We start from the raw sequence: 26,221 nt of genomic DNA, 5'->3' as shown, positions 1-26,221 counted from the left end.
TCTTACTTGCTAAGAGCCAACTATAAATGGAGTAATAAATGGCGTTTGAGCAATGGGCAGCCTTGCCTTGGGTAAAATCTCAAAAAGATAAAATTCAATGGGGCCAGCTAAGCGGAAGTGGTTTAAGTATTGCCATTGCTGAAGGCGTTAAACAACAAGACAACTTAGTCTTGATTGTTACGCCTGATACACCAAACGCACTACGCCTTGAAACAGAATTAGAATATTTATTACCCGATAACCCAGTAATGGTATTTCCTGATTGGGAAACTCTGCCATACGATCACTTTTCTCCCCATCAAGATATTATTTCAGCCCGTTTAGCCACTTTAAACACCTTAAAAAAAGAACAACAAAGTGTGTTAATTGTACCTGTATCTACCTTAATGTTGCGCACAGCCCCTGCCTCATTTATTTATGGTTCAACAATCAACTTTAAAGTAGGTGACAAGCTAGACACACATAACTTTCGTGATAATTTAGAGCAAGCCGGTTATTTAAATGTTCAACAAGTAATGGAGCACGGCGAATACGCTATACGCGGCTCTATCGTTGACTTATACCCGATGGGTAGCCCGCATCCATTCAGACTCGACTTTTTTGATGACGAACTCGACACTATTCGTTTATTTGATGTAGAAACGCAGCGTTCTGATGAAAAAGTAGATAAAATTGAGCTACTTCCAGCACACGAATTTCCTACAAATGAAGCCGATATTGAGCGCTTTAGAATAAGCTACCGTGAAAAGTTTGGTGCAAGCTCACAGCAAGACTCGGTATACATGCAAGTAAGTAAAGGTAACTGGCCTGCAGGTATTGAATACTACATGCCGCTGTTTTTTGAAAAGCTAGCCACTATTTTTGACTACCTGCCAGATACAACAACCGTTATGCAACTAGGTGATTTAGAGCATGCGGCAGATAACTTTTGGCATGATGTAAATGTACGCTATGAAAACCGCAGAGTTGACCCACTTCGTCCATTACTTGAACCCAATGCGCTTTATCAGCCTATTGAAGAGCTGTTTTCTAATTTAGGCAATTTTGCACGTATTCGTTTATCTCTTGCAAAGCTTGGTACTAAAGCGGGCAATAAAAACTTAAGCGTTAGCGAGCTACCAGCGATTAGAATTGATCATAAGCAGCATGAACCTTATGCCGCGTTTATAAATTATGTAGCAGAGCAAAAAAAGAAAAAAGGCCGCATATTACTCAGTGTTGAATCCGATGGTCGTCGCGAATCATTACTGAGCATTTTAAAACCAAGCGGTTTAAAATTTAAAGAATTTGAAACACTTGAGCAATTTACAAAAAGCGCGAGTGACGTAGGTTTAATAGTAAGTCCGCTCGAGCAAAGTGTAGTACTGGGCACTAAACCCAGCCTTTCTATTATTACCGAACAAGAACTGCTAGGCATTAAAGTCTCTCAGCGCAGACGCCGCAAGCACAAGTACGAAGCCAGCCAAGATGCGCTCATTCGTAACTTAGCCGAGCTTAAGGAAGGTCAGCCTGTTGTGCATCTCGATCATGGTGTTGGTCGCTATCAGGGTTTGCAAACAATTGATGCTGCAGGTGTAATTACTGAGTTTGTTACCATCACATATGCAAGTGAAGCTAAATTGTACGTGCCAGTATCGGCGCTACATATGCTAAGCCGCTACTCGGGTGGTGAAGAAGCCAGCGCCCCGCTGCATAAGCTTGGCTCAGATGCATGGGAAAAAGCTAAAAAGCGAGCGGCTGAAAAAGTCCGCGATGTTGCCGCCGAATTGCTCGACATTTATGCACAACGCCAAGCAAAACCAGGTAATAAATTTACTTTAGACGCACCAGCATATCGCCAATTTAGCGATAGCTTCCCATTTGAGGAAACTGACGATCAGCGAAGCGCCATAGAAGCAGTGTTAGGTGATATGCAATCAAAGCAAGCCATGGACCGATTAGTGTGTGGTGACGTAGGCTTTGGTAAAACAGAAGTAGCCATGCGCGCTGCTTTTGTAGCGGTTAACGATGATAAACAAGTGGCAATTTTAGTGCCTACCACTTTGCTGGCTCAACAACACTTTGAAAACTTTAAAGACCGTTTTGCTGATTTTCCTATTGAAGTTGGTGTACTTTCGCGTTTTAACTCCACTAAAGAACAAAAAGACACGCTTGAGAAAATGGCCAACGGTAAGCTCGATATTGTTATTGGTACACATAAACTTATTCAGCAAGACATTAAGTTTAACGACTTAGGTTTACTCATTGTTGATGAAGAACATCGCTTTGGTGTACGCCAAAAAGAGAAAATTAAAGCACTACGTGCCGATGTAGACATACTTACACTCACTGCAACGCCAATACCGCGTACACTTAATATGGCTATGAGTGGCATGCGTGATTTATCAATTATCGCGACCCCGCCTGCTAAACGTTTAGCGGTTAAAACCTTTGTACGCCAACGCGATGTAGAACTAATACGCGAAGCGGTACTGCGTGAAATTAAACGCGGTGGCCAAGTTTACTTTTTACATAACAATGTAGAAACTATTGAGCGTGTTGCACAAGAGATCAGTGAATGGGTGCCTGAAGCAAGCGTCACCTCAGCTCACGGTCAAATGCGCGAGCAAGAACTTGAGCAAATAATGACTGACTTCTATCATCAAAAATACAACGTGTTGGTATGTACCACGATTATCGAAACCGGTATCGATGTACCTACAGCCAACACCATTATTATGGATAGAGCAGATAAACTCGGCCTTGCACAGTTACACCAATTACGTGGGCGAGTTGGCCGAAGCCATCATCAAGCGTATGCCTATTTACTAACAGGTGACCCAAAAGCCCTTTCTAAAGATGCGAGTAAACGCTTACAAGCGATCGAATCGTTAGAAGATTTAGGTGCAGGTTTTGCCCTAGCAACACACGATTTAGAAATTCGTGGTGCGGGTGAGTTACTTGGCGACGATCAATCTGGTCAAATGCAAACTATCGGTTTTAGCTTGTACATGGAAATGCTCGAGCAAGCTGTAAATGCGCTACGTGAAGGTAAAGAACCAACACTTGAAAACCTACTTAAAAAGCAAACCGAAGTGGATTTAAAACTGGCTGCACTATTGCCTGATGATTACATACACGATGTAAATGCACGTTTAGGTATGTACAAGCGCGTTGCAAGTTGTGCTAACCTTGATGACATGGATGAACTGCAAGTTGAGTTGATAGACCGTTTTGGTTTGCTGCCAGATGCTGCTAAAAACTTGTTTAGCTTACAACAGCTTAAAATGCAGGCCAGTAACTTGGGTATAACAAAGATTGAAGCAAACCCTAAGGGCGGTTACTTTGAGTTTAGCCAAGATACCAAGGTTAACCCTAGCTTCATTATAGGTTTGATACAAAGTGCGCCTAAGGTGTACAAAATGGATGGCGCGAATAAACTGCGCTTTGCAATTAGTGAGGCTAATGCCCGCGAACGCTTAAAAATGGTCACTGCAATGATTGCAGATTTCGAAAAAAAGGTTAGCCATTAATGTTGCTAAAAAAATCGCTTGTTATTTTATGCTGCTTATTTAGTAGCACTGCATTTGCAGAGCGTTGGTTTGAGGTTGAGGTGCTGGTATTTAAACAGCGCCCTGCTCCATATTTACAAGAAGACTTTACCCTTAAGCACAAAGCTATTGAGGATAAAAATTCTCTAGATTTAATGACGCCACTTTACACAGAGCAAGCAATGCAAGCCTGTATAGATGGCGATGAGCGTTTTCAAAAACGCTCTTTTACCGATTCCTTAGTTAATTCAAACCCGCAATCGGGTGTATGCGGTGACAGTACAAACTACCTACAAAGCTATGATGAGCTACCTATTACACCTCTAGCCCCCGCTAAAGATGATATGCAGCAAACTTATTTATTAGCGCCAGAACAACTGCAATTTAAAGCGCAGTACCAACAGCTAGATCGCAAAGGGTTAACACCTATACTGCATACTGGTTGGCGCTTTGAAGGCGCAAGTAAGTCGCGTGCTCCAAGTATGCATTTAATAGCAGGTAAACACCTTAAAAGTGATTCTAACGTAACCCCTAGCTATTCAAATCCTGATTTTGTAAGTTTATTAAATTCACAACCTGAACTATTTAACGACCCAGACCAATCAAAAGCAGAATGGGAACTAGATGGCTTATTTAAAATACACTTACGACATTATTTATACATTACAGCTAATTTTGATATTAGCCAAAAGCTAGAAAATGGCGACATAGAGTCAGCCCGCTTTTCTCAGTTTAGACGTGTAATAAGTGGTGAAGTACATTACTTTGACCACCCACGAATGGGCATGATCGTCCAAATCAGAAAATTCAAACATTAATACTAAGTAGGATATAACAATGAAAAAACTCCTTATCATCGCAGCTACATTAAGCCTTGCGGCTTGTTCTAAAGTAAGCCTTGAAAGCTACGAAAAAATTAAAGTAGGTATGGATAAGACTGAAGTTGAAACCATTTTAGGCAGTGCTGATAACTGTGTTGAAAAAACACTGCATACTAATTGTGTGTGGGGCGATGAAGCGAAAAATATCGAGATCACGCTAGTATCAAACAAAGTAACTTTATACAGCAAACATGGTTTAGCTAAATAAAATTTAAAAAAGGGACTGATTTTACCAGTCCCTTTTTTACTCATAAGCTTACTTTTTAGAGTAAATAAGCTCAATATTAACGATTTTACTGCGATTTAACGTTATTTTATAGCGTTGGTAAAGTGTTCTATCTTCCTCAGTCAGCACAAGCACCATGTTAAGTTGGTAGCGCCGTTCAACCGCCTGCTTAGAAATTTTATTACTATCTAAATGATATAACTTCCCTTCACCACGCTTTAAATAACGCGCAAATGGTGCAAGACTAAATTGCAGTGTTTGTTGCAGTGTATCGTAACCGGGTAAAAATTCTTTTGCACTAACACGTGTCTCACTTGCAAAGTGTAACCACTGCGCGGCTTGTTTATTTTGCTGACGACGCTTTGAAAAAATAGATCTAACTTCTTTAGGTATTTTTTTAAAGCGTGTGTATTCAAGCCAAATTAGCTGACTCGCTATTTTGTCTTTGGTAATACTATTTTTAAAACTAAATCGCCACTTAGGTCGCCCTTGTACAATAGCTCGCCAGATCATACGTGTAATGTCTTCTTTAAATATTTCACGTAGTCCGTAAATGACCCCCAAAATTAAAATAAGCGTCGCGGTGACTTCAGTAAACGTTGAGCGGGCATTAAGTATCACAACCATCACAAATGCCATGATAACAGCTGTTACAGTGCCTTTAACTAATCGTTTAAGGTAGCTGTTAAGAAAACGCGTTTGGCGCTGTAATATAACGCCATGCTCAATTAAACGTTGTAACAAGCGCATTTTATTTGTTATTCGATTTGCGTCTTGCATGGTGGTTTCAGAATTGTAGCTTTTCTCTGCTCGGTACGTATTTTCGTTTTTACAAAACTGCAGTAAATCGTTACGCTCTTTTGCATAATCGCTACTACGTGGGCCTTCATCTAAAAGCTTTAAAAATGATTGCTCAACATGCCAACTTAAATAGTTGTCAGCATTGGTAAAAAATGGAAGTAGTTTTTCGTCATCTGGCGTGTAGCGACGCAGCTTTTTTAAGAGGCCTTCACTTTGTTCATATACTTCGTTAGCGCGTTTATAAAAGTCTTCTGCTTCATCAATTTTTAACGCGTCTTTAATGTCGGCATCAAGGGCTAAACGCACTTGGTAACAAAATAAATTAAGGTTTTGACGGTAATCTTGCTGCTCACCTTTGTTTTTACTCACAAAGCGGCTTCGTACTAATGGCAAGTGTATATTGTTAGCGTTGTATGCTAAATGTGATTTAAAGTGGTTATTAAAGTAAGATTCTTCGGTAAGCGTTTGCGGATTAATCCCCATTTCATTAGGGATAGAAAAATACAGATCTATGCGCTGTTCAGAACGAGGAGTTAGTTCTGGTTCAATGACAAAAGATAAGTTTTCATCTTGTTTTAACAATCAGTTCTCCTTCTAAAATATCGTTTTAGTTTACTTGTCTCCTTTGTTTTGTTCAATAAAAAAGGCCCAGTAAATACTGAGCCTTAATACGATTAATGTGCTAGATATTATAGTTTAATATTGATACCAGCAAATAAACGACGACCTAATGTGTCGTAAGTGTACGGGTCAGTGTTTGAATCATTATTACCTGAGTAGTACGGTGGCTCTTTATCAAACATGTTATTAACGCCTGCAGAAACAGTTAACACGTCATTGATCATGTAAGAAGCACTAATATCGTGATATACAATTGAAGGTGTTTCAGGAGCTAAACAGGTATCATCGCCGATACATGCAAAGCTGTCCATTCCAGCAATATAACGCGCTTCATATGTAGCATCCCAGTTGTCACCTTTAACGTTTAAGTTAAAGTTAGATTTAATATCTGCGTAACCGCCAGCACCACCAGTGATAAAGCCTGAGTAATCTACTACTGCGCCTGTATCAACAACATACTCATCTAAATAAGTTGTATCTAAGCCTGTTTTCCAGCTTAAACCTAATGCATCAAACGCATAAGTAAGGTTTAAATCGATGCCAGACGTTTTCTCAGAACCAATATTACGTAATTGGTTATTGAAAACAATACGGCCATCAGCTTGGAACACAGCAGAAGTACTTGTACAAATTGCATTAGTACTGCTGTTTGCATTACCGATACATTGATCAACAACATATTGGTTATTGTAAGTAGAAATAGCGTTTTCGATTTCAATGTCGTAGTAATCTACAGTCATTGAGAAGCCATCCAACCATTCTGGCTCGTAAACAACACCAACAGTAAGCGTATCTGCTTCTTCTGGAGTTAAATTGATGTTGCCACCGACTGTTACTTCAGCTTGGCTATCTGCGCCTGGGTAGCTAACTTGCTCGTAAGATGGAGCGTTACCAGAGTAAAGCTCATCAACTGTAGGAGCACGGAATGCTGTTGAACGAACACCACGTAGCATTAGTTCGTCATTTACACGCCATGTTAAACCTAGCTTCCAAGTTTCGTCTGAACCAAACGTGCTGTAATCAAATGCACGAATAGCTGCACTAAGCTCAACTGCGTCAGCAAAAGGTGCATCAGCAAGTAGTGGAATTGCAAATTCAACGTAGGCTTCGTTTACATCAAATCCACCGCTAGTTGCATCAACACGAGGATCATTACCTAAGCCTTGTGCAGAAATTGAGTCAGGTGTATAAAACGCTTTTTCTTGACGGCGCTCAACGCCTGCAGCAAACGCTGCATAACCTGCTGGCATTTCAAACATTTCACCTGAAAGTGATGCTGCCAAAATGAATAACTGACTCCCACCTGAGTTTTGCTCTGTGTAAATGTAGTCTTGTACATTAGATAAAGCCCAATCAGCTTCATTTAATGGATTAAATGTACCTGCTGAAATTGCAGTATTAATAGCAGAAACATTATGTAGGTTACTTAATTTATCTACTGAATCATTACGACCAAAGTTAGCAGAGAAATCCCAAGAGTAATCACTGATCACACCTTCAGCACCAACAACAATACGTACTGTATCTACTGTTTGAGATAAACCACGTGCACCACTTTCAGTCATACGGCGACGGTAGCTAATATTGTCATTGTAAGCGTAGTTAGTTGGTGTTGTTACAAAATTACCATTAGCATCTTCTACAAATGCACCATTAGCAACTTGACGTTTATCATACGTTTGGCCTAATAAACTATTACCCATACTTTCGTTATAATTAAAACCAAAATTAATAGGCTGTGGAGCTAATTGCTGTTCTGACCAACGTTTAGTGTAAGTAAACTCACTGAAAAAGCTAGTATCGTCGCTTAACTCATAAGTCCCCATACCAGTAAGGTTTAAACGTTCCATTGGCGTGTATAAGTAGCTTTGCTCTGCGTAGTTGTAAGCATCTGCTGCATCAGTAAAACGATGTAAACTACCACCACGGTTGCTTAAACCGCTGTCGTTTGCTAAACCTTTTTGCTCTACTTCGCCTTCACTATTAGTAATACCTGTAGTGTTTACGTTATAGATATGGCCGCCTTCACTAAATGATGAACCACCACAGAAAAGACCGTTTTCACCTTCAAATAAAGGACAGTTAGCAAAACCACGATCGCCTTGGCTAGCTTCTCCACGATTAGTGTACTGAGCGCCAAATACAATATTACCTTTATCGAATGAAGTACCAACTGTAAAGTCGATAGATGTTTCAGATGCATCGTGCTTTGATGTCATTGCTGAGTTAACGTTTAAATCTAAGCCTTCAAAATCATTTTTTAGAATGATATTCACAACACCAGCAACAGCATCAGTACCATAAACAGCAGATGCGCCATCTTTAAGTACTTCTATCTGCTTGATCATAGAAACTGGGATAGTGTTTAAATCAACTGTAGAAGCTGCGCCAGTACCTGAGTTAATCATACGACGGCCGTTTACAAGTACTAATGTACGTTGTGAACCTAAACCACGTAGATCTATTGATGCACCACCGCCAGAACCATTGTTAACGCCTGGATTAGTCATTGCGCCGCCAGTAGCGGTCATTTGCTGAAGAACACTATCAACCGATGTAGCGCCAGAAGCTCTGATCTCATCTGCACCAATTAGTGTAACTGGGCTAGCGGTTTCCATGTCAGAACGCTTAATACGAGAACCCGTTACTTGAATTTTTTCGATTGATTTTACTGCTTCTTCAGCCGCTAAAACTTGCACACTTGAAAACATTGGTATCGCTGTAATTACAGCTAAGCCAAGAGTTGATTTTTTCATGAAAGAACCCTACTTGTTGAAAATTTACCTTTATTGGTAATGCTCACTTGTTATAAGAATAGTGAGTCAGACGGGCAACTTAGGCGCCTTTAACTGAACGAAAACTTAACAGCTGTTTGTTTTATATATTACAACAAAATAGAACAACTTTATTAGGAACATACGTTACAAGTTGTTTCATTGTTAACAAATAAATACACATTGGTATCAAATAATTAGGAGCCACCGGATACTTAAACAATACAGATGAAACCAAACTGGCTCACTTTGTAATTAAATGTAATTAATCGAATGATGTACCAAATTTAGATAAATTAACAAGTTAATCACAGTGCATTATTAAAACCGCAAAACTAAATGTTAATTACTAACCATATTTATGCATGCTTAGCGATTAAATAGTCTGATTTAGCTACTTTAGGACGTTTTTTGATTAGATTTTTTATTCAGTCGCAATTAAAGTTGAACTTTTTTAGAGCACTCATTCACCATTGAAGCTTTATCAGTATCAAAACCTAAAAAGGCAATTTTATTGATCTTGTCACTCAAATAATCGTATGTATAAGAAAACGAACTCACATCAAAAATGTAAGATGTATGCAAGAGTTTGCAGCCGCAACTTTAATACGTTACGTAAAAAGAATAATTGAGAGTTTGTATTACAGAGGTGGCATTATCTTTAACAGTTAATTCTAAATTCCAAAGCATATTTTGCTCGGAACAAATACCAACCATAGTATTACTTTGCCAAAGATCATTATGTTTTTTAAATTGTTGGGGAATGTAACCCATGTACATGGTAATGCCTTTAAGCTTGGCATCTTCAATTGTAATGTTTACTGGTAAATCACTAAAAATAGTAAATGGGGTCTCGGGGGAAAGGGTTTTCTCGCTTAACCATACTTTAACATCATTTGAAAAAGTACACGGCAAATTAGCTTCACATATGCCATTTTTAAGAAATTTTTCATCTGTATTTTTAGAAAAATCACACGCTGTTAATAAAAAAAACACCGCAGTAAGTAAACTTAACCTATATATAAGCATAACAATTTCGCACTAAAGAAAAGCAAATACTAATAATCACGACTATAAATAACAAGTGCGAGTGTTACTATTAGGCCAAATAAGGCACAAACTGTATCAAAAAATAAACAACAAGCTCACAAACATTGATTGATGTCATAATTTTATGTAATTGACCTATCTTTTTTAGGCCAAAAAATTTATCATTTCACCCGCAAAAAATAAGGGTTTCTCAAGTTTTTTTTCTGAAGCTTTCATGTATTGAAAGTTTTAGATAACACGCCTGGGGAAAATAGTAGGCCCCACTTTTAAAGGTGGGTAATTCATTTCTAAACGCATTTATTGCAGCGGAAGCCAGAAAATGAGCCAAACAGTAGCATCACAAACTGAGTATAACTATAAGGTTGTACGCCAATTCGCTATTATGACAGTGATTTGGGGCATCGTTGGCATGAGTATTGGGGTTCTGATTGCTGCCCAATTAGCTTGGCCAGCACTTAACTTTGATACACCATGGTTAACTTACTCTCGACTACGTCCGTTACACACGAACGCAGTAATTTTCGCATTTGGTACTAGTGCACTTTTTGCGACGTCTTATTACGTCGTACAACGTACTTGTCAAACGCGTCTTTTCTCAGACAAACTCGCCGCCTTTTCTTTTTGGGGCTGGCAGCTCGTTATTGTATTAGCAGTAATAACGCTACCGTTAGGTATTACTAGCTCAAAAGAATATGCAGAACTTGAATGGCCAATCGATATTTTAATCGCTGTGGTTTGGATTGTTTACGCTGTTGTATTTTTTGGTACTTTAATTAAGCGTAAAGTGTCGCACATTTATGTTGCTAACTGGTTCTACGCTGGCTTTATTATTACTGTTGCAGTGCTTCATATTGTAAACAGCATGGCAGTGCCTGTGTCGTTAACTAAATCATACTCAATCTATGCAGGTGCGGTAGATGCGATGGTTCAGTGGTGGTATGGACATAACGCTGTAGGCTTCCTACTAACTGCTGGTTTCTTGGGTATGATGTATTACTTTGTACCAAAACAAGCAGGTCGCCCAGTGTATTCATACCGTTTATCGGTAGTTCACTTTTGGGCTTTAATTTCATTATATATTTGGGCTGGTCCTCATCACCTTCACTACACAGCGCTTCCTGATTGGACGCAAAGTTTAGGTATGGTTATGTCTATTATCCTATTCGTACCGTCTTGGGGTGGTATGATTAACGGTATTATGACGCTATCTGGCGCGTGGCATAAACTACGTACCGACCCAGTACTGCGTTTCTTAGTTGTTTCATTGTCTTTCTACGGTATGTCTACGTTTGAAGGTCCTATGATGGCAATTAAATCTGTAAATGCGTTATCTCACTACACAGATTGGACAATCGGCCACGTACACTCAGGTGCGCTAGGTTGGGTTGCTATGATTTCAATTGGTGCTATTTATCACTTGATCCCTGCATTATTCGCGCAAGGTCGTATGTATAGCGTTAAATTGGTTAATACCCACTTCTGGTTACACACTGTAGGTGTTGTTTTATACATCGTTGCAATGTGGATTTCAGGCGTAATGCAAGGTCTAATGTGGCGCGCAGTAAATGCTGACGGTACATTGATGTACAGCTTTGTGCAGTCTTTAGAAGCGTCGCATCCTTTCTATATCATGCGCTTTGTAGGCGGTGTATTCATCGTAACGGGTATGTTAGTTATGGCTTATAACGTTTACCGCACTATTTCAGCTGAGAAAGAATCTCTGAAACTAGACGCGCAAGCACAATTAGCATAACGGAGTGAGATGATGAGCAAAAAAAATTCACAAAACAAACATGAAATAGTAGAAAAGAACGTTGGCCTTATGGCTATTCTGACTGTTTTTGCTATTAGCTTTGGCGCGTTAGTTGAGATCACTCCGCTAATGTTTCAAGACGATACAACTAAACCAGTGGAGGGTTTACGCCCTCTTAACGCTTTAGAAATGGAAGGCCGTGATCTTTACGTGCGTGAAGGTTGTTCTAACTGTCACTCACAAATGATTCGTCCTTTTCGTGATGAAGTTGAGCGTTATGGTCACTACTCTGTAGCAGGCGAATCAGTATGGGATCATCCGTTTTTATGGGGTTCTAAACGTACTGGTCCTGACTTGGCTCGTGTTGGTAAGCGCTACTCGGACGATTGGCATTATGCTCACTTAGTTGATCCACGTGCTGTGGTTCCTGAGTCAAACATGCCAGGCTTTCCTTGGTTAGCAGAGAATACGGTTGATACAAGCCTTACTCTGAAAAAACTACAACTTTTCCGTGATACTTTTGCTATTAACCCAGAAAACCCAAAACATCCGGGTTTAGGTTATGGCGATGATGCAGAGCTTCAAGCAGATGTTGATAAAGTTAATGCTATGAATGATGGCAAAGGCGCAACAGAAATCCAAGCTCTCATCGCGTATTTACAGCAACTTGGTACCCACTTGAAGTAAAAAATTATGGATTACGGAACATACAGAGGTATTTTAACTCTGGTAATTTTAGTATTGTTTATTGTGATTGTTGCATGGGCATATAGCAAGCGAAGCAAAACTCGTTTTGACAGCGCTGCTAATGCCATTTTTGAAGATGAAAAAAAACATGACAACACGCTCTCTAACGAGGAAAAGGAGTCTGAAAAATGACTAGCTTTTGGAGTATTTGGGTTATTGTATTAACCCTTGCATGCTTATGCATCATCTTTGGCTTATTAGTTTGGAACTTAAAAAACTATGCAGGCGTAGAAGAAGGTGAAAGCTGTGGACATGAATTTGACGGCATTGAAGAGCTAAATAATCCACTACCAAAATGGTGGACTTACATGTTTTTCGCAACTTTTGCTTGGTCGGTATATTACCTTGCAGCTTTCCCAGGTTTAGGTAACTGGGAAGGTTTTGGTAAATGGACTAGTTCTAATCAAGGTATTACGTCTTTAGCTGAATCTAAAAAAGCAGTTGCAGAGGCAAAAGCGGATGGTCGCTTTGTAAAACTTGATAAAGAGTACGAAGCTGCAGAAGAGCGCTTTGGTCCTATTTTTAATAAACTTGCACAAGTACCCGTTTTAGATTTAGTTAATTCTAAATTTGAAGGTGATGCAGCGCAGCAAGTAGCACTTGATAATGATAATAAACATGAGCAAACAGATGGCCAAGTAGCCATTGAAATTGGTCAGCGTTTATTCTCACAAAACTGTGCGCAATGTCATGGCTCTGATGCACGTGGTGGTACTGGCTTCCCTAACCTAACTGATAAAGATTGGTTATATGGCGGAACACCTGACAAAATTAAAGAAACACTTCTTTATGGTCGTATTGCAGCAATGCCAGCTTGGGGTCCTGCTCTTGGCGAACAAGGCGTTAAAGAAATGACAGCACATGTGCTGAGCCTTTCTGGTCGTACTGTTAACCAAAAAGACGCAGACGCAGGTGCCGCTAAGTTTGCAATGTGTGCCGCATGTCATGGTGCTGACGGTAAAGGGTCGGTTGCACATAACCTACCGTTTGGCGCGCCTAACCTGACTGATAACATTTGGTTATATGGTGGTTCTCAACGTGCTGTTGAAGAAACGCTTAACCACGGCCGTGCCGGTGTAATGCCTGCATGGAAAGACATTTTAGGTGAAGATAAGATTCACTTATTAACTGCCTATGTTTACAGTTTATCGCAAGATAAATAAGCACGCGGTTAATAAAATGTTTATAAATTAATTTATTTAATTCAATAGATTAATCCAGATCAAAAAAGCCTCCACTGTGAGGCTTTTTTTTAGTCTTTTACGTATAATTCCTATAAAATAACGCTTCCTAAACTAATTTTAGAGACACTATGCAACCTACTCCGTGGTATGAAAATTTTTGGCCTTGGTTTTTAATCTTTTTTCCGTTAGTTGCCATTATTGGCTGTATTAGCTTATTTATTACGGCAATAGGTAACGGTCCAGATATGGTTGTTGACGACTACTACAAAAAAGGTAAAGCAATAAACTTAGAACTGACTAAGTTTGAAAAAGCAAAAGCACTTTATTTACATGGCGAATTAAATGTAACCAACGACCGTGTAAGCTTTAAGTTTACAAAAGGCGACAGCAGTAACGTGCATGTATTAAAGCTCTCGTTTTATCATCGCACCATTAAAGCGCATGACTTTGAAGCAACACTTACTCCTAATGCCAATCAGGAATTTACTGCATTACTTAATGAGTATACACCGGGTGCATATTCTGTATTTATTGAGCCAATAGATGGCAGTTGGAAAATGAAAGAAAATATAACGTTACCAACTGAACAAACCGTTTTAGTTACTCCTAATTATAAGTAGTAATAACTATGTCTAACTCTTGCTTTCATTGCCTTGAAAGTGTGCCAAACGGATTTAACGCAAACGTTATAATTGACGATATAGCTCAGCCAATGTGTTGCATTGGCTGCCAAGCTGTTGCACAAAATATTGTTGACCAAGGTATGACCGATTATTATAAATACCGCACCGTACGTGCCGGTAAAATAGAACAGCTAGTACCTGAGCAACTCGCATTTATAAAAAGTTATGACAACGAAGATATTCAAGACGAATTTATAGCTACTAACGATAATATCTCAGAGGTATTACTGAGCGTTGAAGGTATAACCTGCGCCGCTTGTGCATGGCTTATCGAAAAACAACTCTTAAATTTAACCTCAGTTAAGCGTGTTGATGTAAATACATCGACCAACCGCGCGATGATTCAATGGGATAAAACCAGCACCCCGTTGAGTGAGGTTATTACTTCCTTAGCTAAAATTGGTTATAAAGCCTACCCATTTCAATCAGATATTGAAGCTCAGCAAAAACAACAAACTGCCAAAGCCTATATTCGGCGCTTAGGTGTTGCAGGCTTAATGACCATGCAAGTAATGATGTTTGCGTTCGCCATGTACTTTGGCATGTTTTCAGGCATGGATAGCAATTTTGAACAGTATTTTAGATGGATAAGTTTAATACTTGCATCTCCGGTTGTTTTATACAGCGCACTGCCCTTTCTGACCAATGCTATAAATGGCTTAAAAGCAAAACATCTCAATATGGATTTACCCGTATCACTGGCTATTTTTGGCGCATTTGGTGCAAGTTGTTACGCCACATTTATGCAAGTCGGCGAAGTGTATTTTGAATCTGTATGCATGTTTACCTTTTTACTGTTATTAGGTAAATATCTTGAATTCAGAGCGCGTTTAAAAGCGAGCGAGTTTACTGCCAACTTACAAAAACTACTGCCATTAACAGCGCGTACTATTAACGAAAGTGGTGACGAGCTTATAATTGCAGCAAAAAAACTAAAACTTAATGACATCGTACTTATTAAAGCGGGTGAGACAATTCCTGCCGATGGCGAACTTATTAAAGGTAAAACCACGGTTGATGAATCAATGATGACGGGGGAACATCAACCTGTTACAAAATTTATTGGCCATAATGTCTATGCCGGGTGCGTTAACCACGACGGCGTTATTGAAATAAAAATTAATAAAATTGGCCAAAATACACTTTTAAATCAAATTATACGCTTGCAACACAACGCTTTAACCAAGCGCCCTAAACTGGTTGAAATTACAGATAAAGTAGCGCAATGGTTTATTGCGTCTTTACTTATATTTGCTTCACTTACAGCTATTGGCTGGTATCAAATTGACCCAGAACATGCATTTTGGATCACTATTTCGGTTTTAGTTGCTACCTGCCCGTGTGCCCTGAGTTTAGCCATACCTACCGCGCTTACCTGCGCCGTAGCAACGCTTACCCGCAAAGGCGTATTAATAAAACAAGCGCATGTGCTCGAAACGCTCTCACAAATTACTTTATTTGCATTTGATAAAACAGGCACACTTACGCAAGGTAAATTTAGCCTTGATGAAGTAGATATAATCGATAAACAATATACAAAAGCGCAAGTGCTAGATATGGCAGCCATGCTAGAACGTTATTCTGAGCACCCTATCGCCAGTGCATTTGATGAGTTTACGCCAGCTCACCGCAGTCTTAATAACGTTGAAGTACATCCAGGGCTGGGAATTAGCGCACAAGATGCAACTAATCATTACGCAATTGGTAAAAGTGGTTGGTTTAATAGCAAAAAATCGAATGCACAAGCGAGCTTGTATATAAATAAGCAAGTTGTTGCACGCTTTTACTTTGTTGATAAAGTAAAAAGCGATGCTAAAAAGCTCATAGACTCACTTCAATCGCAAAACTTAACCTGTCACATGTTAACCGGTGACGCGTCAGATGCTGGGCTAAAAGTATCAAAGCAACTTAAACTTGAAAGTGTGCAATTTGGATGTTCTCCACAAGATAAACAAACCACCGTTGAGCAATGGTCTTCACAAAATGAAGTCGTTGCAATGGTAGGTGATGGTGTAAACGACAGCCCGGTATTTGCTAGTGCGCACTTATCTATTGCTATGGAAACCGGTGCAGACATATCAAAAAATAGCGCCGATGTAGTGCTTCTTAATAGCGATTTAGCCTCCATTGGTCACTTACTTAATGTAGCAAAACAAACCAGACGTATTATTAAGCAAAATCTTGCGCTGTCTTTATTGTATAATGCTTCAATATTACCACTGGCAGCGTTGGGCTTAGTTGCTCCTTGGATGGCTGTTATTGGCATGTCTGCCAGCTCAATTATTGTGATTAGTAATTCACTAAGGCTATTAAAGTTATGAGCATAATTTACATTTTGATCCCTATCGCCATTTTATTTGTAATTATTGCTATTGGTGTATTTTTTTGGGCTGTAAAAAGCGAGCAGTTTTCTGACTTAAACAAGCAAGGTCATAGTATTTTGTTTGAAGATGACAAAGAGCAACATAAAAAAAGTAATGATTGACCCTCTTTATACCAGCGCATTTTTAATGGGGCTAATCGGTAGCGGTCATTGCATTGCTATGTGTGGTGGTATTGCAAGCTCATTACAACTGGCAAGTGACAAACGTAAAACATTTACCTATTCATTTGCTTATAATATTGGACGTGCACTGAGCTATATGGTTGCAGGTGCACTTGTTGCTGGTATTAGCAGCCAATTTGCAAGGCAAAACACCTCCTTCTCTTTAGTACTTTCGTTCATTGCAGCTATTTTTATGCTCCTCGTTGGCGTGTATATAATGCGCTTGGGCCCTACTTTGCAATGGTTAGAGAAAATAGGTAAAACCTTGGTGTGGCAACACATTGTTAAACTAAATAAATATTTAATGCCTATTAACTCTCCTTTTAAAGCCCTAGGTTACGGTGCTTTGTGGGGATGGCTGCCTTGTGGACTTGTATACTCAGCGCTTACATGGGCGATGACTAGCCCAAGTGCCCTTGACGGTGCCTTAGTTATGCTTTGCTTTGCTTTGGGTACTTTTCCCGCGATGATCACATTAGGCGTTACCGCACAAAAACTAAATACTATTATTAACCATCCATGGACCCGAATTGTATTAGGCAGTGTTATAATTTGGTATGGTATCTACTTATTGATTATTGCAACTGACAAACTGGTACATTAATCTATTCGCATTATTAACCTTTAAGGTTATTTTGCAGTCGTGTATAAAAATCAAACGGATTAAATTATGGATTTCTCTCAAAGTCGCGCTAAAGGTAATTGTGCTATTAGCTGTAATAACTGCAGTATTAGTCAATTGTGTTTGCCATTTTCACTCAATGGCCAAGAAATGGACAAGCTTGACGAAATTATTGAGCGAAAAAAACCACTCCATAAAGGCGACTATCTATTTGAATCAGGTGCACCTTTACAGGCTATTTATGCGGTTCGTTCTGGTTCATTTAAATCGTACACGTTATCGGAGCGAGGTGATGAGCAAATTACCGGCTTTCATTTAGCGGGCGACCTAGTTGGTTTTGACGCAATAAGTAAAATGACTCATCCCAGTTTTTCGCAAGCACTTGAAACGTCAATGGTGTGCGAAATCCCATTCGATACCCTTGATGAACTATCAGGAAAATTACCAAAGCTTCGCCAACAAATAATGCGCTTAATGAGCAGTGAAATTACATACGATCAAGAAATGCTGCTATTACTCAATAAAAAATCAGCAGAGGAACGCTTAGCTAGTTTTATTTATAACTTGTCGGAGCGTTTTGGTGAGCGTGGTTTTTCGCGTAAAGAATTTAGATTTACGATGACTCGCGGTGAAATTGGTAATTACTTAGGTCTAACAGTAGAAACCATTAGCCGTTTATTGAGTCGTTTTCAAAAAGCTGACTTAATTAAAGTAGAGGGTAAATTTATTACAATTTTAGATAATGATGCCTTGGCTAAAACCGCAGCAATAGTAAAACCTCGTTAGTACCTGCCTCGAATAACAATCCTTTACTCGTAATTGTTATGTAAATAAAGTGTAATTATTGCAATTACACTTACCTTCGACTAATACTTTAGAAGTGGGCTTAATTAAAGTTCTACAAATAAAGAACTTCATTTAACTCAGTACCATTATTTGGCGCAGCGCATTTTACAAAAGCAATAATGCAATTTTATCATCGTTAAAAACTTCTATTTTATTCACTAAATGAAAGGAAATATTATGCGTAATATTTTATGTCTCTTGTTTATTTTTTCTTTAGGTATATTCAGTGCTCAAGCATTAAGTTTCATGATTCCAGATGATGGGGCCGATGACTCTCAATCGTTAAAAGAATTAATTTTGAACACTGAGGAGAATGGTGAATTAATTATTGAACAACCAGGCGTTTATGATATTTGCTCAGCTATAATTTTTAAAAACATCAGTAATGTTGTTATCTCTGCAAAAAAGGGAGTAGTGCTGAGAAAGTGTGATAGATTTGAAGGTGAATATATTTTAGCTTTTTATAACTCACATTTTTTAACTATTGAAGGCTTCATCTTTGAAGGGCTAACAAAAGATAAGGTCAATTACGCTTGGGGCGAGCAAGGTTTACTTTTAGCCGGCTCTTCAGATATTTCAGTGCATCATAACCAATTTTTTAACTTCGGAGATGCTGCAATTAGAGCTACTTCCTCTCACTTATCTTCTTTCGATGGGCCAATTAATTCTTTCAGAATCAAAATTAGTAATAATTACTTTGAAAATATCACGCAAGTTACAACCACTCATCCTTGGAATAATAACTTTGGTGGTACGCATGATATTAGAGTTGAAAATAATACTTTCGAAGGCATGAAGGGCTCTTTAAAGTTCGCCTCTGTAAAGCCAGTGTCTAAGGCTTTAGTAAGATATAATACGTTTAGAAATACAAAAGGTACTGCTATCGAGCTGACCTATTATTCAAATGTTAAAATCATTGCGAATACTTTTTTAGACACAAAAAAATTTATACTCAATGCTTATCCAAACAAGCCAAAAAGTGTGACAATTCCTTTTAATTGGGGGAGTATTTATTTTACGCATAACAGTATTATACGTTCGAAAGGGGGTATTAGAATACAATCTGATGTGACGGGAGAGCTCATTGACGATAATTACGTAAGAGGCATTTATATCAATAATAATCACTTTCTTGATATTGATATGACCGTTTACCCAGAAAAAAAATACTGGGATCTAATTAACTTATTTACTCGCGGTGGGAAAAATTATTTATTTTCTACAATTAAAGACAATACCTATAACCTACTCCCAGGGGTAAGCTTTGTAAAAGAAACTTACGGATTTTCCCAAGAAAATAATATATTACTGGAATCTAAGAATAATTAAAAAGTATAATTTTTTAGTTTAAAGTAACTTTTCAGTATATTTCACAGCCTTTGAGTTACTAAATTTTAGATATCCTTATGGGTTAAGGCTTCTTCAGTCTATTTTGGCCTTAGGTGAGACTGAGTCGATGCAACTTACGTACTCCCAATGAATAGGAAATGGAAATCTATAAAAGGCAAACATGCACCGCAATTAAATCGCTATAAATTAAAAAAGAGCAAAAAAACATCAAGTATATTTAAAACTTGGAACGAAAATATTTTTTGATTTAGAACAACAATTTATATGCTACCCCTTTAACTGTTTTATATTTACGTTACACTAAATGTACACCCGTTAGGTAAATGGAGTAGCATATGAACACTATTAAACGCATTATTGCGGTTATTGACCCCACCAAAGATGATCAACACGGTTTAGCACGTTCAATAGATTTAGCTAAAAAATCTGGCGCAAGTATTACCGCCTTTATGACGGTTTACGACTTCTCTTACGAAATGACGACAATGCTATCTGGCGATGAACGCGAAGCAATGCGCGATGCCGTACTAAAAGATCGCCAGCTATGGCTAAACGATTTAGTTTCCCCTTACAAAGATATAAATATTGAAACCCAAGTGGTTTGGCATAATCGCCCTTACGAAGCCATAATCGATACTGTAATTGATCAAAAGTACGATTTAGTAATTAAAGGCACACATCAACATGGCGCACTTAAATCAGTTATTTTTACCCCGACAGATTGGCACTTAGTACGCAAATGCCCCGCTCCGGTATTATTTGTAAAAGAAATGGCATGGCCAGCAAACGGTAATATTTTAGCTGCTGTAAATGCGGTTAGTGAAAACGAAGAACACGTAGCACTTAATAAACGCGTTATTAAAGACGCACAATATTTATGTGAACTTGCCAACGCAAAACTTAATTTAGTTAATGCCTTTCCTGCAACTCCTATTAATATTGCCATCGAAATTCCTGAGTTTAACCCAGGACTTTATAACGAATCAGTTAAAAAGCATCATCATGAATCAACCAATGCACTTGCTGCAGAGTTTAATTTAAACCCAGAGCAATGTTTTATTGAAGAAGGCCTGCCAGAGGATGTAATCCCTGATGTAGCGAAGCGGTTAAATAGCGAATTAGTTGTTATTGGTACTGTAGGCCGCACGGGCTTAAGTGCCGCTCTTGTAGGTAATACAGCAGAACATGTAATTGATAGCCTAGACTGTGATGTACTGGCACTCAAACCCGATGGTTACCTGAGCCCTATGGCAAAGGATTAATTTTAAGCCTTATGTACAAGTTATAAGCGAGTTATTTTAACGTTTTAATAAGGCATGTTTAAATCAATTTTAATTACATCCTAAACTCGCATATTCAGGTGGTTTGGGTATAATACGCCCCTTTATTTTTAGCAAATAACTTTGCTGTATTGTTTTACTAGGGGGCGTAATTGTCACACTCAGATCAAGCTAAAGCTCAATTTAACTTAAATAAGCTGCAAAAGCGTTTACGTCGCCAAACTGGTCAAGCCGTTATGGACTTCAATATGATTGAAGAGGGTGACCGTATAATGGTATGTCTTTCTGGCGGCAAAGATAGCTACACAATGCTTGAAATGCTTCAACATTTAAAACGTGTAGCACCTATAAAGTTTGACCTAGTTGTTGTAAATCTTGATCAAAAACAACCTGATTTTCCTGAGCATGTTTTACCCCAGTATCTTGATAAATTAAATGTTGAATACAAAATTGTAGAAGAAGATACTTACAGTATTGTTACCGATATTATCCCTGAAGGTAAAACAACGTGTTCACTTTGCTCACGCTTACGTCGTGGTATTTTATACCGCACAGCAAAAGAGCTAGGCGCTACTAAAATAGCCCTTGGGCATCACCGTGACGACATGATTGAAACATTGTTTTTAAATATGTTTTACGGCGGAAAGCTAAAAAGTATGCCGGCTAAATTAATGAGTGATAACGGCGAGCATATGGTTATTCGCCCACTTGCATACTGTAAAGAAAGCGACATAAGCCAATACGCATTTGTACAAGGTTACCCTATCATTCCGTGTAACCTATGTGGCTCGCAAGAAAACTTACAGCGTAAACATACAAAAACAATGCTCGCTAAATGGGATGCGGAGCACCCAGGTCGTATTGAAAGCATTTTTACAGCAATGCAAAACATAGTGCCTTCACATTTAGCTGACGCCGACTTGTTTGATTTTAAAAACTTACAAACAGGTGAAGTAATTGATGGTGGCGATATAGCCCTTGATAAACCAGATATTCCTAAAGTGCCTGTTGCTAATGAGCTTGATGAACAAGAAGCGCCAAGTGTAGTTACTATAAATCTAAGCTAACAAATTTAAGGGGGTTGTATTTATGTACAACCCCCTTAAATTTACCAATTCAGCATTGCGTTCTATTTTTAACTCTCAGCTAAGCCTTGTAAAAATTCCAAACTTAACTTTTCTTGTGCATTAGCCTGATATGGTAATTGCTGCAAGCTATCGTACGAAAAATCGTTAATATCAAAATGACTTATTTCACTATTCCCAAAGCTGTTTCGCTCACCTGGGCTTGGCGACATTCTCTCAACAACAAAGTCGCTTAAGCGCATATCTGTAATGCCTTGTGGTAATACCGACCAGTGGGCTTTCAAATTAAGTGTTTGGCTTCCTTGTGCTAACCGCTCTTTAGATACTAAATGAGCAAGTGGTGTATCGCCACTGTATAAATTAGCCCTAACACGATACAAACCACTTTTTACTACCGCTATGTTAGCTGGCAAAATCATGTTTTCGTTTTGTGCATAAGCAGTTTCAAAACCTGTTAAAGTTGCACTAGGCGGCATATATTGAATTTGTGCAACTACGGGAACTTTTTTACCGGCAACATCACCCTCTACAAACACTTGTAAGCTACGAGGGTAATCTTCATCCTCTTCAAATGTTATAATTGCTTCACCGTCACGCGCATTGCCTGTATGGGTATTTAACACTTCTTTTGTATCTGTATTTGCAAGCTCAACGACCACTTTTCCAAGCCCTTGAGCGCTTATCTTTATTGTTATTTCTTCTGGGTATACAAAACGATATTGCTTAAGACTTAACGTTAAAGCATCGCCACTTTCATCAATAGGGCTCGATACCGGGTAGAATTGATTTGGCTTTAATCGATCTTCATCTAATGGACTCAATGGCTGAGAATAAGGAGGAAATTTAAGTGCACTTTCATATTGCATAACCACTTGCTGCGCTGCTTTTGTTAAGTCTTCATTAAACGCGATTTGTTTTTTTGATTGTGTTTTTTTTGCTGTAGGTACATCTATAGGGATCACTTTTACTGGCGATAAATCAGCTACGCTCGCACTGTGTTTAACCTGAGGTGTTATTGGCTCAGCAACTTTATGAGCATCATTTTTACCTGTAAACCATAGCGAGAATAAAATAGTGCTAATAATTAAAGCAACGACATAAAATTTTTTCATTTTTATATTTCAATCTTTTATAAGGCGTATAGTTTTTAACTACACGCCTTGTATGTTATGGAATCACATTATAAATAAGTGCTGATGCGCTTAAATTATTTGAATCCTTAATATAACGATATTGTTTTTTCCAAAACCAACTACCTGTAGTTTTATCAAACGTATTAAAACCTACAGTGTCACCTTCCACATTTACGTTATTCATGGCTATTGTTACATTACCTTTTCGCTGCGCGTTATGTATTTCGTTATGGCTATAACTGTCACTCATCATCATTGGATAATGGTTTGGCATAAAGCTACTTACTGCATCACCTTGCGATTTTAAATGGCCATTTGTATCAATACTGCTGCTACAACTTCCAAACGAGCCAGCCGAACTGGCACCACATGAAGAGTGCGATGCAACAACCGAATCATCATTGCCTTTTAAAAAACCACCCGTTAAACCCAAATATGCATTTCCATCGGCAACAAAGCGTAAACGTGGCGTACGTGCATCTGGGAATGGTGAAATTTTACGTGCATTGTTTACTTTTAAATCGTGTAATACACCAACAGCTTCGGTTACATCACTTCCTAGCCACCATTTGAGTGCAGCATCGACCGCAAAGTTCCATGATGCGCCAGTTAAAGCACTAACAGCTACGTCAGCCAGCTCACTTCCACCACCCGCGCCTGCTAAATCAAACGTAGCAACAATATTAAGCGGCTCTAAGCCTTCGTTTTCTAACCAGTTTTCTTGATTATCAATAATATGGCGTGCAACTAAGTCTCCTGTTGAATGTGTTACAAATACACAGCCATCACTGCATAAATTAGAGCGTGAAATTTGCTTTAGCTTTGGCCACACCCAATCGGTAGCAATTTTACCTTCAATACGTTCATAAGCAGGCCAATCAATTCGCTCATCTGCACGATTATTCCAGTACGATTGCCAATATGTTTCACCATCATTGATTACATCACTACCCGACTTATTTGTTATTTGCGAAGTTTGTAACCCATGAATTAATATAATTTTGTAGTCTTTACTCGCTGCAGAAAAGCTCATTAACATAGCTAACCCCGTACCAATTAGGTGGCTTGGCTTAATTAATTTGTGTGTGCGCTTTGTGTTGTTCATACAATTCCTTAATGTTGTGTACTTAATATTTTATTATCATTTAAGGTATTCATGTTGGTTTACATAAGCTTGTCAGCTTAGGTGTTCACTAGGGTCTGTTGTTCTTTGCGGATTAAAATTTGTTCAAACTAGAGGCTATTTAATCACGGCGCGAGATTTGTAACCTAGTGGGCTCGGTAACTGCTCCTGCGTTACTCTACTGGCTTACATCCATGTAAGAATAAGTAAAACCCGAGCAACAAAGAGTAAATAGCCTCTAGGAAGTACCCTTTGGGCAGCGTCTGTTTGGCATTAATGCTACGTTATCGCCTATTTATGGGGAACAACCACACTACTTAGGCTCTGCCTTGCCTAAATACCAAACAGACTGCTGCAAATTTAACCTTGAAAGATCAACAGACTCTAGTATTAGGAACAACGAACAAAAATGCAACAACTTATTATCATTTAGGGAGGAGAAGAAACTTATTTCATACTGATTAATGAGTTAATAGAGGTATAGTTGTTATATTTGAAATTATTAGATGGGTTTCAAGGGGTATATTGAGGGTAGTAAGATTAAAGCGGATACCATTGAAAGTGCCCGCTTTAGAATAAGGACGAAGCTAATCTAACCGTTAGCTTTAAGTTCACTGGTAAATTGCCCAATCGCATTTACAACTTCTTGTGCACCTTGTTGGATCTCTTGCATCACTTCACCAGATTCTTTAGATAACGCCAAGCCTTGCTCTGCCTTCTCTTTACCTTTTTCTATTACAGCCACCGTATTTTGGGTTTGTGATTGGTTGCGCTGTACAACTTCTACAATTTCTTCTGTTGCTTTTGAGGTACGCGATGCAAGCAATCGCACTTCATCTGCAACCACAGCAAAGCCTCGCCCCTGCTCGCCAGCTCTTGCCGCTTCAATTGCGGCATTTAATGCTAATAAATTTGTTTGCTCAGCAATACTACTAATGCTTTGTACAATACTCGATATTTGTTGCGACTGCTGATCAAGCGCTGAAATTTCATTTGCAGCTTGCTCCATGTTAATAGCCAGCTCAGTCATTACTGCGACTGTATCTTGTATAACGCTCGCGCCTTGCTCTGCTTTTTTATCAGTTTGGGTTGAGGTGCTATAAGCAATTTCGGCAGCTTGTGATATCGCAATTTCTTGATTTACTTGATCAGTGATAACAGTTGCAAACTTCATCACTTTATAAAGCTCATTCGCGTCATTTGAGATTGGGTTATATGACGCTTCTAGCCAAACAATGTTGCCATGTTTATCTACACGCTTAAAACGCTCAGCAATAAACTTACCTTCTCTTAATTTAGCCCAAAATTGCAGATACTCTTGGGAGTTATACTCTGAAGCCTCACAAAACGTACGGTGATGTTTACCTAGTATTTCACTTTCTTGATAACCCATTGCAGCTAAAAACTGATCATTTGCTTTTAAGACATGGCCCTCTAAATCAAATTCAATTACCGCCATAGAGCGATATATCGCTTTAATAGTATCGCTTTGCTCGCGAGAAGCCGTAATTGTTTTTGTAAGTACACTTCCGAATATAGAAAAATAGAGCAACTGATCTTGCTCCCCTTTTACTGGATGTACTATTAAACGTAACCATTCAGCTTTACCATCGCTGCGCATAACTTGCAATGCACCGCCCCAATGCCCTTCTTTTTTAATAGCTTGCTGTAGGCTTTTAAATTCTGAAGATTGACGAGACGAATCTGTAATAAAATCGTCAAAAGAATTATTAGTTAGATCATCTTCACTGTAGCCTAGGTTTTCTAAAAACTTATCATTGGCGTGCGAAATTCGGCCATCATAAAGAATGTTTAGTACTAACATCTCTCGGTAAAGCCCTTCCCATACTTGTTGTAATGGGTAAAGTTCAGCTTTTAGAGAAGCTATTTCGTTTTGTTTATTTTTAGAAAAAAACATTAATATCCCTACTAATACATTCGATATGAAATGAAATTAATTTTATTATAGAAGATATTATTTATAACG

General features: G+C 38.6%; 21 protein-coding genes. 15 read left to right on the top strand and 6 right to left on the bottom strand.

What is annotated here, in order from left to right:
- Positions 1 to 38: 38 nt before the first annotated feature.
- The 3 genes from mfd to I6F48_RS11635 are packed head-to-tail and all read left to right on the top strand — an operon-like array spanning position 39 to position 4,619.
- On the top strand, positions 39 to 3,512 hold the full coding sequence (gene mfd / locus I6F48_RS11645; RefSeq protein ID WP_197119468.1) for a transcription-repair coupling factor: 3,474 nt from the start codon (positions 39 to 41) through the stop codon (positions 3,510 to 3,512).
- Positions 3,512 to 4,348: a peptidoglycan binding protein CsiV gene (locus I6F48_RS11640; RefSeq protein WP_197119467.1), complete on the top strand. Its 837-nt coding sequence runs from the start codon at positions 3,512 to 3,514 to the stop codon at positions 4,346 to 4,348. Before mfd ends, I6F48_RS11640 begins: the two co-directional genes overlap by 1 nt.
- Positions 4,349 to 4,367: 19 nt before the next feature.
- Positions 4,368 to 4,619: a DUF3862 domain-containing protein gene (locus tag I6F48_RS11635; RefSeq protein ID WP_197119466.1), complete on the top strand. Its 252-nt coding sequence runs from the start codon at positions 4,368 to 4,370 to the stop codon at positions 4,617 to 4,619.
- Between the two features lie 48 nt (positions 4,620 to 4,667).
- Here the strand turns inward: I6F48_RS11635 and I6F48_RS11630 are convergent, their stop codons facing one another.
- The 3 genes from I6F48_RS11630 to I6F48_RS11620 form a co-directional block, all read right to left on the bottom strand.
- Entirely contained in the window at positions 4,668 to 6,020 is a 1,353-nt protein-coding gene (locus I6F48_RS11630; protein WP_007585662.1) for a hypothetical protein, read from the bottom strand.
- A gap of 107 nt (positions 6,021 to 6,127) precedes the next feature.
- Positions 6,128 to 8,815: a TonB-dependent receptor gene (locus I6F48_RS11625; protein ID WP_197119465.1), complete on the bottom strand. Its 2,688-nt coding sequence runs from the start codon at positions 8,813 to 8,815 to the stop codon at positions 6,128 to 6,130.
- A gap of 621 nt (positions 8,816 to 9,436) precedes the next feature.
- Positions 9,437 to 9,862 (bottom strand): hypothetical protein, encoded by a 426-nt coding sequence (locus tag I6F48_RS11620; RefSeq protein WP_197119464.1) that lies wholly within the window; start codon positions 9,860 to 9,862, stop codon positions 9,437 to 9,439.
- Between the two features lie 340 nt (positions 9,863 to 10,202).
- Here I6F48_RS11620 and ccoN point away from each other — a divergent pair, with 340 nt between their 5' ends.
- The 12 genes from ccoN (at position 10,203) to ttcA (ending at position 21,960) form a co-directional block, all read left to right on the top strand.
- Positions 10,203 to 11,636 (top strand): cytochrome-c oxidase, cbb3-type subunit I, encoded by a 1,434-nt coding sequence (gene ccoN / locus I6F48_RS11615; protein ID WP_024594372.1) that lies wholly within the window; start codon positions 10,203 to 10,205, stop codon positions 11,634 to 11,636.
- A gap of 12 nt (positions 11,637 to 11,648) precedes the next feature.
- A complete protein-coding gene (ccoO, locus tag I6F48_RS11610; protein ID WP_010554062.1) occupies positions 11,649 to 12,323 on the top strand; it encodes a cytochrome-c oxidase, cbb3-type subunit II in 675 nt (224 codons plus the stop codon).
- 6 nt (positions 12,324 to 12,329) lie between these two features.
- Entirely contained in the window at positions 12,330 to 12,515 is a 186-nt protein-coding gene (locus I6F48_RS11605; RefSeq protein WP_010554061.1) for a cbb3-type cytochrome oxidase subunit 3, read from the top strand.
- The gene (gene ccoP, locus I6F48_RS11600) at positions 12,512 to 13,546 is read left to right on the top strand and encodes a cytochrome-c oxidase, cbb3-type subunit III (protein WP_165722272.1); all 1,035 of its coding nucleotides are present in this window, start codon (positions 12,512 to 12,514) and stop codon (positions 13,544 to 13,546) included. The genes I6F48_RS11605 and ccoP overlap by 4 nt, the downstream gene beginning before the upstream one ends.
- Positions 13,547 to 13,695: 149 nt before the next feature.
- Positions 13,696 to 14,187 (top strand): FixH family protein, encoded by a 492-nt coding sequence (locus tag I6F48_RS11595; RefSeq protein ID WP_197119463.1) that lies wholly within the window; start codon positions 13,696 to 13,698, stop codon positions 14,185 to 14,187.
- 8 nt (positions 14,188 to 14,195) lie between these two features.
- Entirely contained in the window at positions 14,196 to 16,571 is a 2,376-nt protein-coding gene (locus tag I6F48_RS11590) for a heavy metal translocating P-type ATPase (RefSeq protein WP_197119462.1), read from the top strand.
- Positions 16,568 to 16,735 carry a cbb3-type cytochrome oxidase assembly protein CcoS gene (ccoS, locus tag I6F48_RS11585; RefSeq protein ID WP_121954920.1) on the top strand — a complete coding sequence of 56 codons (168 nt, stop codon included), beginning with the start codon at positions 16,568 to 16,570 and terminating at the stop codon, positions 16,733 to 16,735. The genes I6F48_RS11590 and ccoS overlap by 4 nt, the downstream gene beginning before the upstream one ends.
- Entirely contained in the window at positions 16,728 to 17,399 is a 672-nt protein-coding gene (locus tag I6F48_RS11580) for a sulfite exporter TauE/SafE family protein (protein WP_165722275.1), read from the top strand. Before ccoS ends, I6F48_RS11580 begins: the two co-directional genes overlap by 8 nt.
- 66 nt (positions 17,400 to 17,465) lie before the next feature.
- Entirely contained in the window at positions 17,466 to 18,203 is a 738-nt protein-coding gene (locus I6F48_RS11575; RefSeq protein WP_007585636.1) for an FNR family transcription factor, read from the top strand.
- A 237-nt stretch (positions 18,204 to 18,440) separates the two neighbouring features.
- A complete protein-coding gene (locus tag I6F48_RS11570; protein ID WP_169043467.1) occupies positions 18,441 to 19,592 on the top strand; it encodes a right-handed parallel beta-helix repeat-containing protein in 1,152 nt (383 codons plus the stop codon).
- A gap of 356 nt (positions 19,593 to 19,948) precedes the next feature.
- Positions 19,949 to 20,875: a universal stress protein UspE gene (gene uspE / locus I6F48_RS11565; RefSeq protein WP_197119461.1), complete on the top strand. Its 927-nt coding sequence runs from the start codon at positions 19,949 to 19,951 to the stop codon at positions 20,873 to 20,875.
- 170 nt (positions 20,876 to 21,045) lie between these two features.
- Complete coding sequence (gene ttcA / locus I6F48_RS11560; protein WP_007585631.1) at positions 21,046 to 21,960, top strand: tRNA 2-thiocytidine(32) synthetase TtcA; 915 nt, start codon at positions 21,046 to 21,048, stop codon at positions 21,958 to 21,960.
- A 68-nt stretch (positions 21,961 to 22,028) separates the two neighbouring features.
- On the opposite strand, the gene I6F48_RS11555 is transcribed toward ttcA, so the two are convergent.
- The 3 genes from I6F48_RS11555 to I6F48_RS11545 form a co-directional block, all read right to left on the bottom strand.
- A complete protein-coding gene (locus tag I6F48_RS11555; protein ID WP_197119460.1) occupies positions 22,029 to 23,090 on the bottom strand; it encodes a hypothetical protein in 1,062 nt (353 codons plus the stop codon).
- A gap of 55 nt (positions 23,091 to 23,145) precedes the next feature.
- The gene (locus I6F48_RS11550; RefSeq protein WP_197119459.1) at positions 23,146 to 24,216 is read right to left on the bottom strand and encodes a hypothetical protein; all 1,071 of its coding nucleotides are present in this window, start codon (positions 24,214 to 24,216) and stop codon (positions 23,146 to 23,148) included.
- 610 nt (positions 24,217 to 24,826) lie between these two features.
- Positions 24,827 to 26,152 (bottom strand): methyl-accepting chemotaxis protein, encoded by a 1,326-nt coding sequence (locus I6F48_RS11545; RefSeq protein WP_007585625.1) that lies wholly within the window; start codon positions 26,150 to 26,152, stop codon positions 24,827 to 24,829.
- Between the last annotated feature and the right edge of the window lie 69 nt (positions 26,153 to 26,221).

Source organism: Pseudoalteromonas sp. SWYJ118, assembly GCF_015864505.1.
GTDB classification, from domain to species: Bacteria; Pseudomonadota; Gammaproteobacteria; order Enterobacterales; family Alteromonadaceae; genus Pseudoalteromonas; species Pseudoalteromonas arctica.
Note: the sequence above shows the minus strand (reverse complement) of the source record. Positions and strands in the feature narration are given on the sequence as shown.

What these genes read in the sequence shown, in the direction of transcription:
- mfd (WP_197119468.1), top strand. Translation starts at nt 39, where the DNA reads ATGGCGTTTGAGCAATGGGCAGCCTTGCCTTGGGTAAAATCTCAAAAA.
- I6F48_RS11640 (WP_197119467.1), top strand. Translation starts at nt 3,512, where the DNA reads ATGTTGCTAAAAAAATCGCTTGTTATTTTATGCTGCTTATTTAGTAGC.
- I6F48_RS11635 (WP_197119466.1), top strand. Translation starts at nt 4,368, where the DNA reads ATGAAAAAACTCCTTATCATCGCAGCTACATTAAGCCTTGCGGCTTGT.
- I6F48_RS11625 (WP_197119465.1), bottom strand. Translation starts at nt 8,815, where the DNA reads ATGAAAAAATCAACTCTTGGCTTAGCTGTAATTACAGCGATACCAATG.
- I6F48_RS11620 (WP_197119464.1), bottom strand. Translation starts at nt 9,862, where the DNA reads ATGCTTATATATAGGTTAAGTTTACTTACTGCGGTGTTTTTTTTATTA.
- ccoN (WP_024594372.1), top strand. Translation starts at nt 10,203, where the DNA reads ATGAGCCAAACAGTAGCATCACAAACTGAGTATAACTATAAGGTTGTA.
- ccoO (WP_010554062.1), top strand. Translation starts at nt 11,649, where the DNA reads ATGAGCAAAAAAAATTCACAAAACAAACATGAAATAGTAGAAAAGAAC.
- I6F48_RS11605 (WP_010554061.1), top strand. Translation starts at nt 12,330, where the DNA reads ATGGATTACGGAACATACAGAGGTATTTTAACTCTGGTAATTTTAGTA.
- ccoP (WP_165722272.1), top strand. Translation starts at nt 12,512, where the DNA reads ATGACTAGCTTTTGGAGTATTTGGGTTATTGTATTAACCCTTGCATGC.
- I6F48_RS11595 (WP_197119463.1), top strand. Translation starts at nt 13,696, where the DNA reads ATGCAACCTACTCCGTGGTATGAAAATTTTTGGCCTTGGTTTTTAATC.
- I6F48_RS11590 (WP_197119462.1), top strand. Translation starts at nt 14,196, where the DNA reads ATGTCTAACTCTTGCTTTCATTGCCTTGAAAGTGTGCCAAACGGATTT.
- ccoS (WP_121954920.1), top strand. Translation starts at nt 16,568, where the DNA reads ATGAGCATAATTTACATTTTGATCCCTATCGCCATTTTATTTGTAATT.
- I6F48_RS11580 (WP_165722275.1), top strand. Translation starts at nt 16,728, where the DNA reads ATGATTGACCCTCTTTATACCAGCGCATTTTTAATGGGGCTAATCGGT.
- I6F48_RS11575 (WP_007585636.1), top strand. Translation starts at nt 17,466, where the DNA reads ATGGATTTCTCTCAAAGTCGCGCTAAAGGTAATTGTGCTATTAGCTGT.
- I6F48_RS11570 (WP_169043467.1), top strand. Translation starts at nt 18,441, where the DNA reads ATGCGTAATATTTTATGTCTCTTGTTTATTTTTTCTTTAGGTATATTC.
- uspE (WP_197119461.1), top strand. Translation starts at nt 19,949, where the DNA reads ATGAACACTATTAAACGCATTATTGCGGTTATTGACCCCACCAAAGAT.
- I6F48_RS11555 (WP_197119460.1), bottom strand. Translation starts at nt 23,090, where the DNA reads ATGAAAAAATTTTATGTCGTTGCTTTAATTATTAGCACTATTTTATTC.
- I6F48_RS11550 (WP_197119459.1), bottom strand. Translation starts at nt 24,216, where the DNA reads ATGAACAACACAAAGCGCACACACAAATTAATTAAGCCAAGCCACCTA.
- I6F48_RS11545 (WP_007585625.1), bottom strand. Translation starts at nt 26,152, where the DNA reads ATGTTTTTTTCTAAAAATAAACAAAACGAAATAGCTTCTCTAAAAGCT.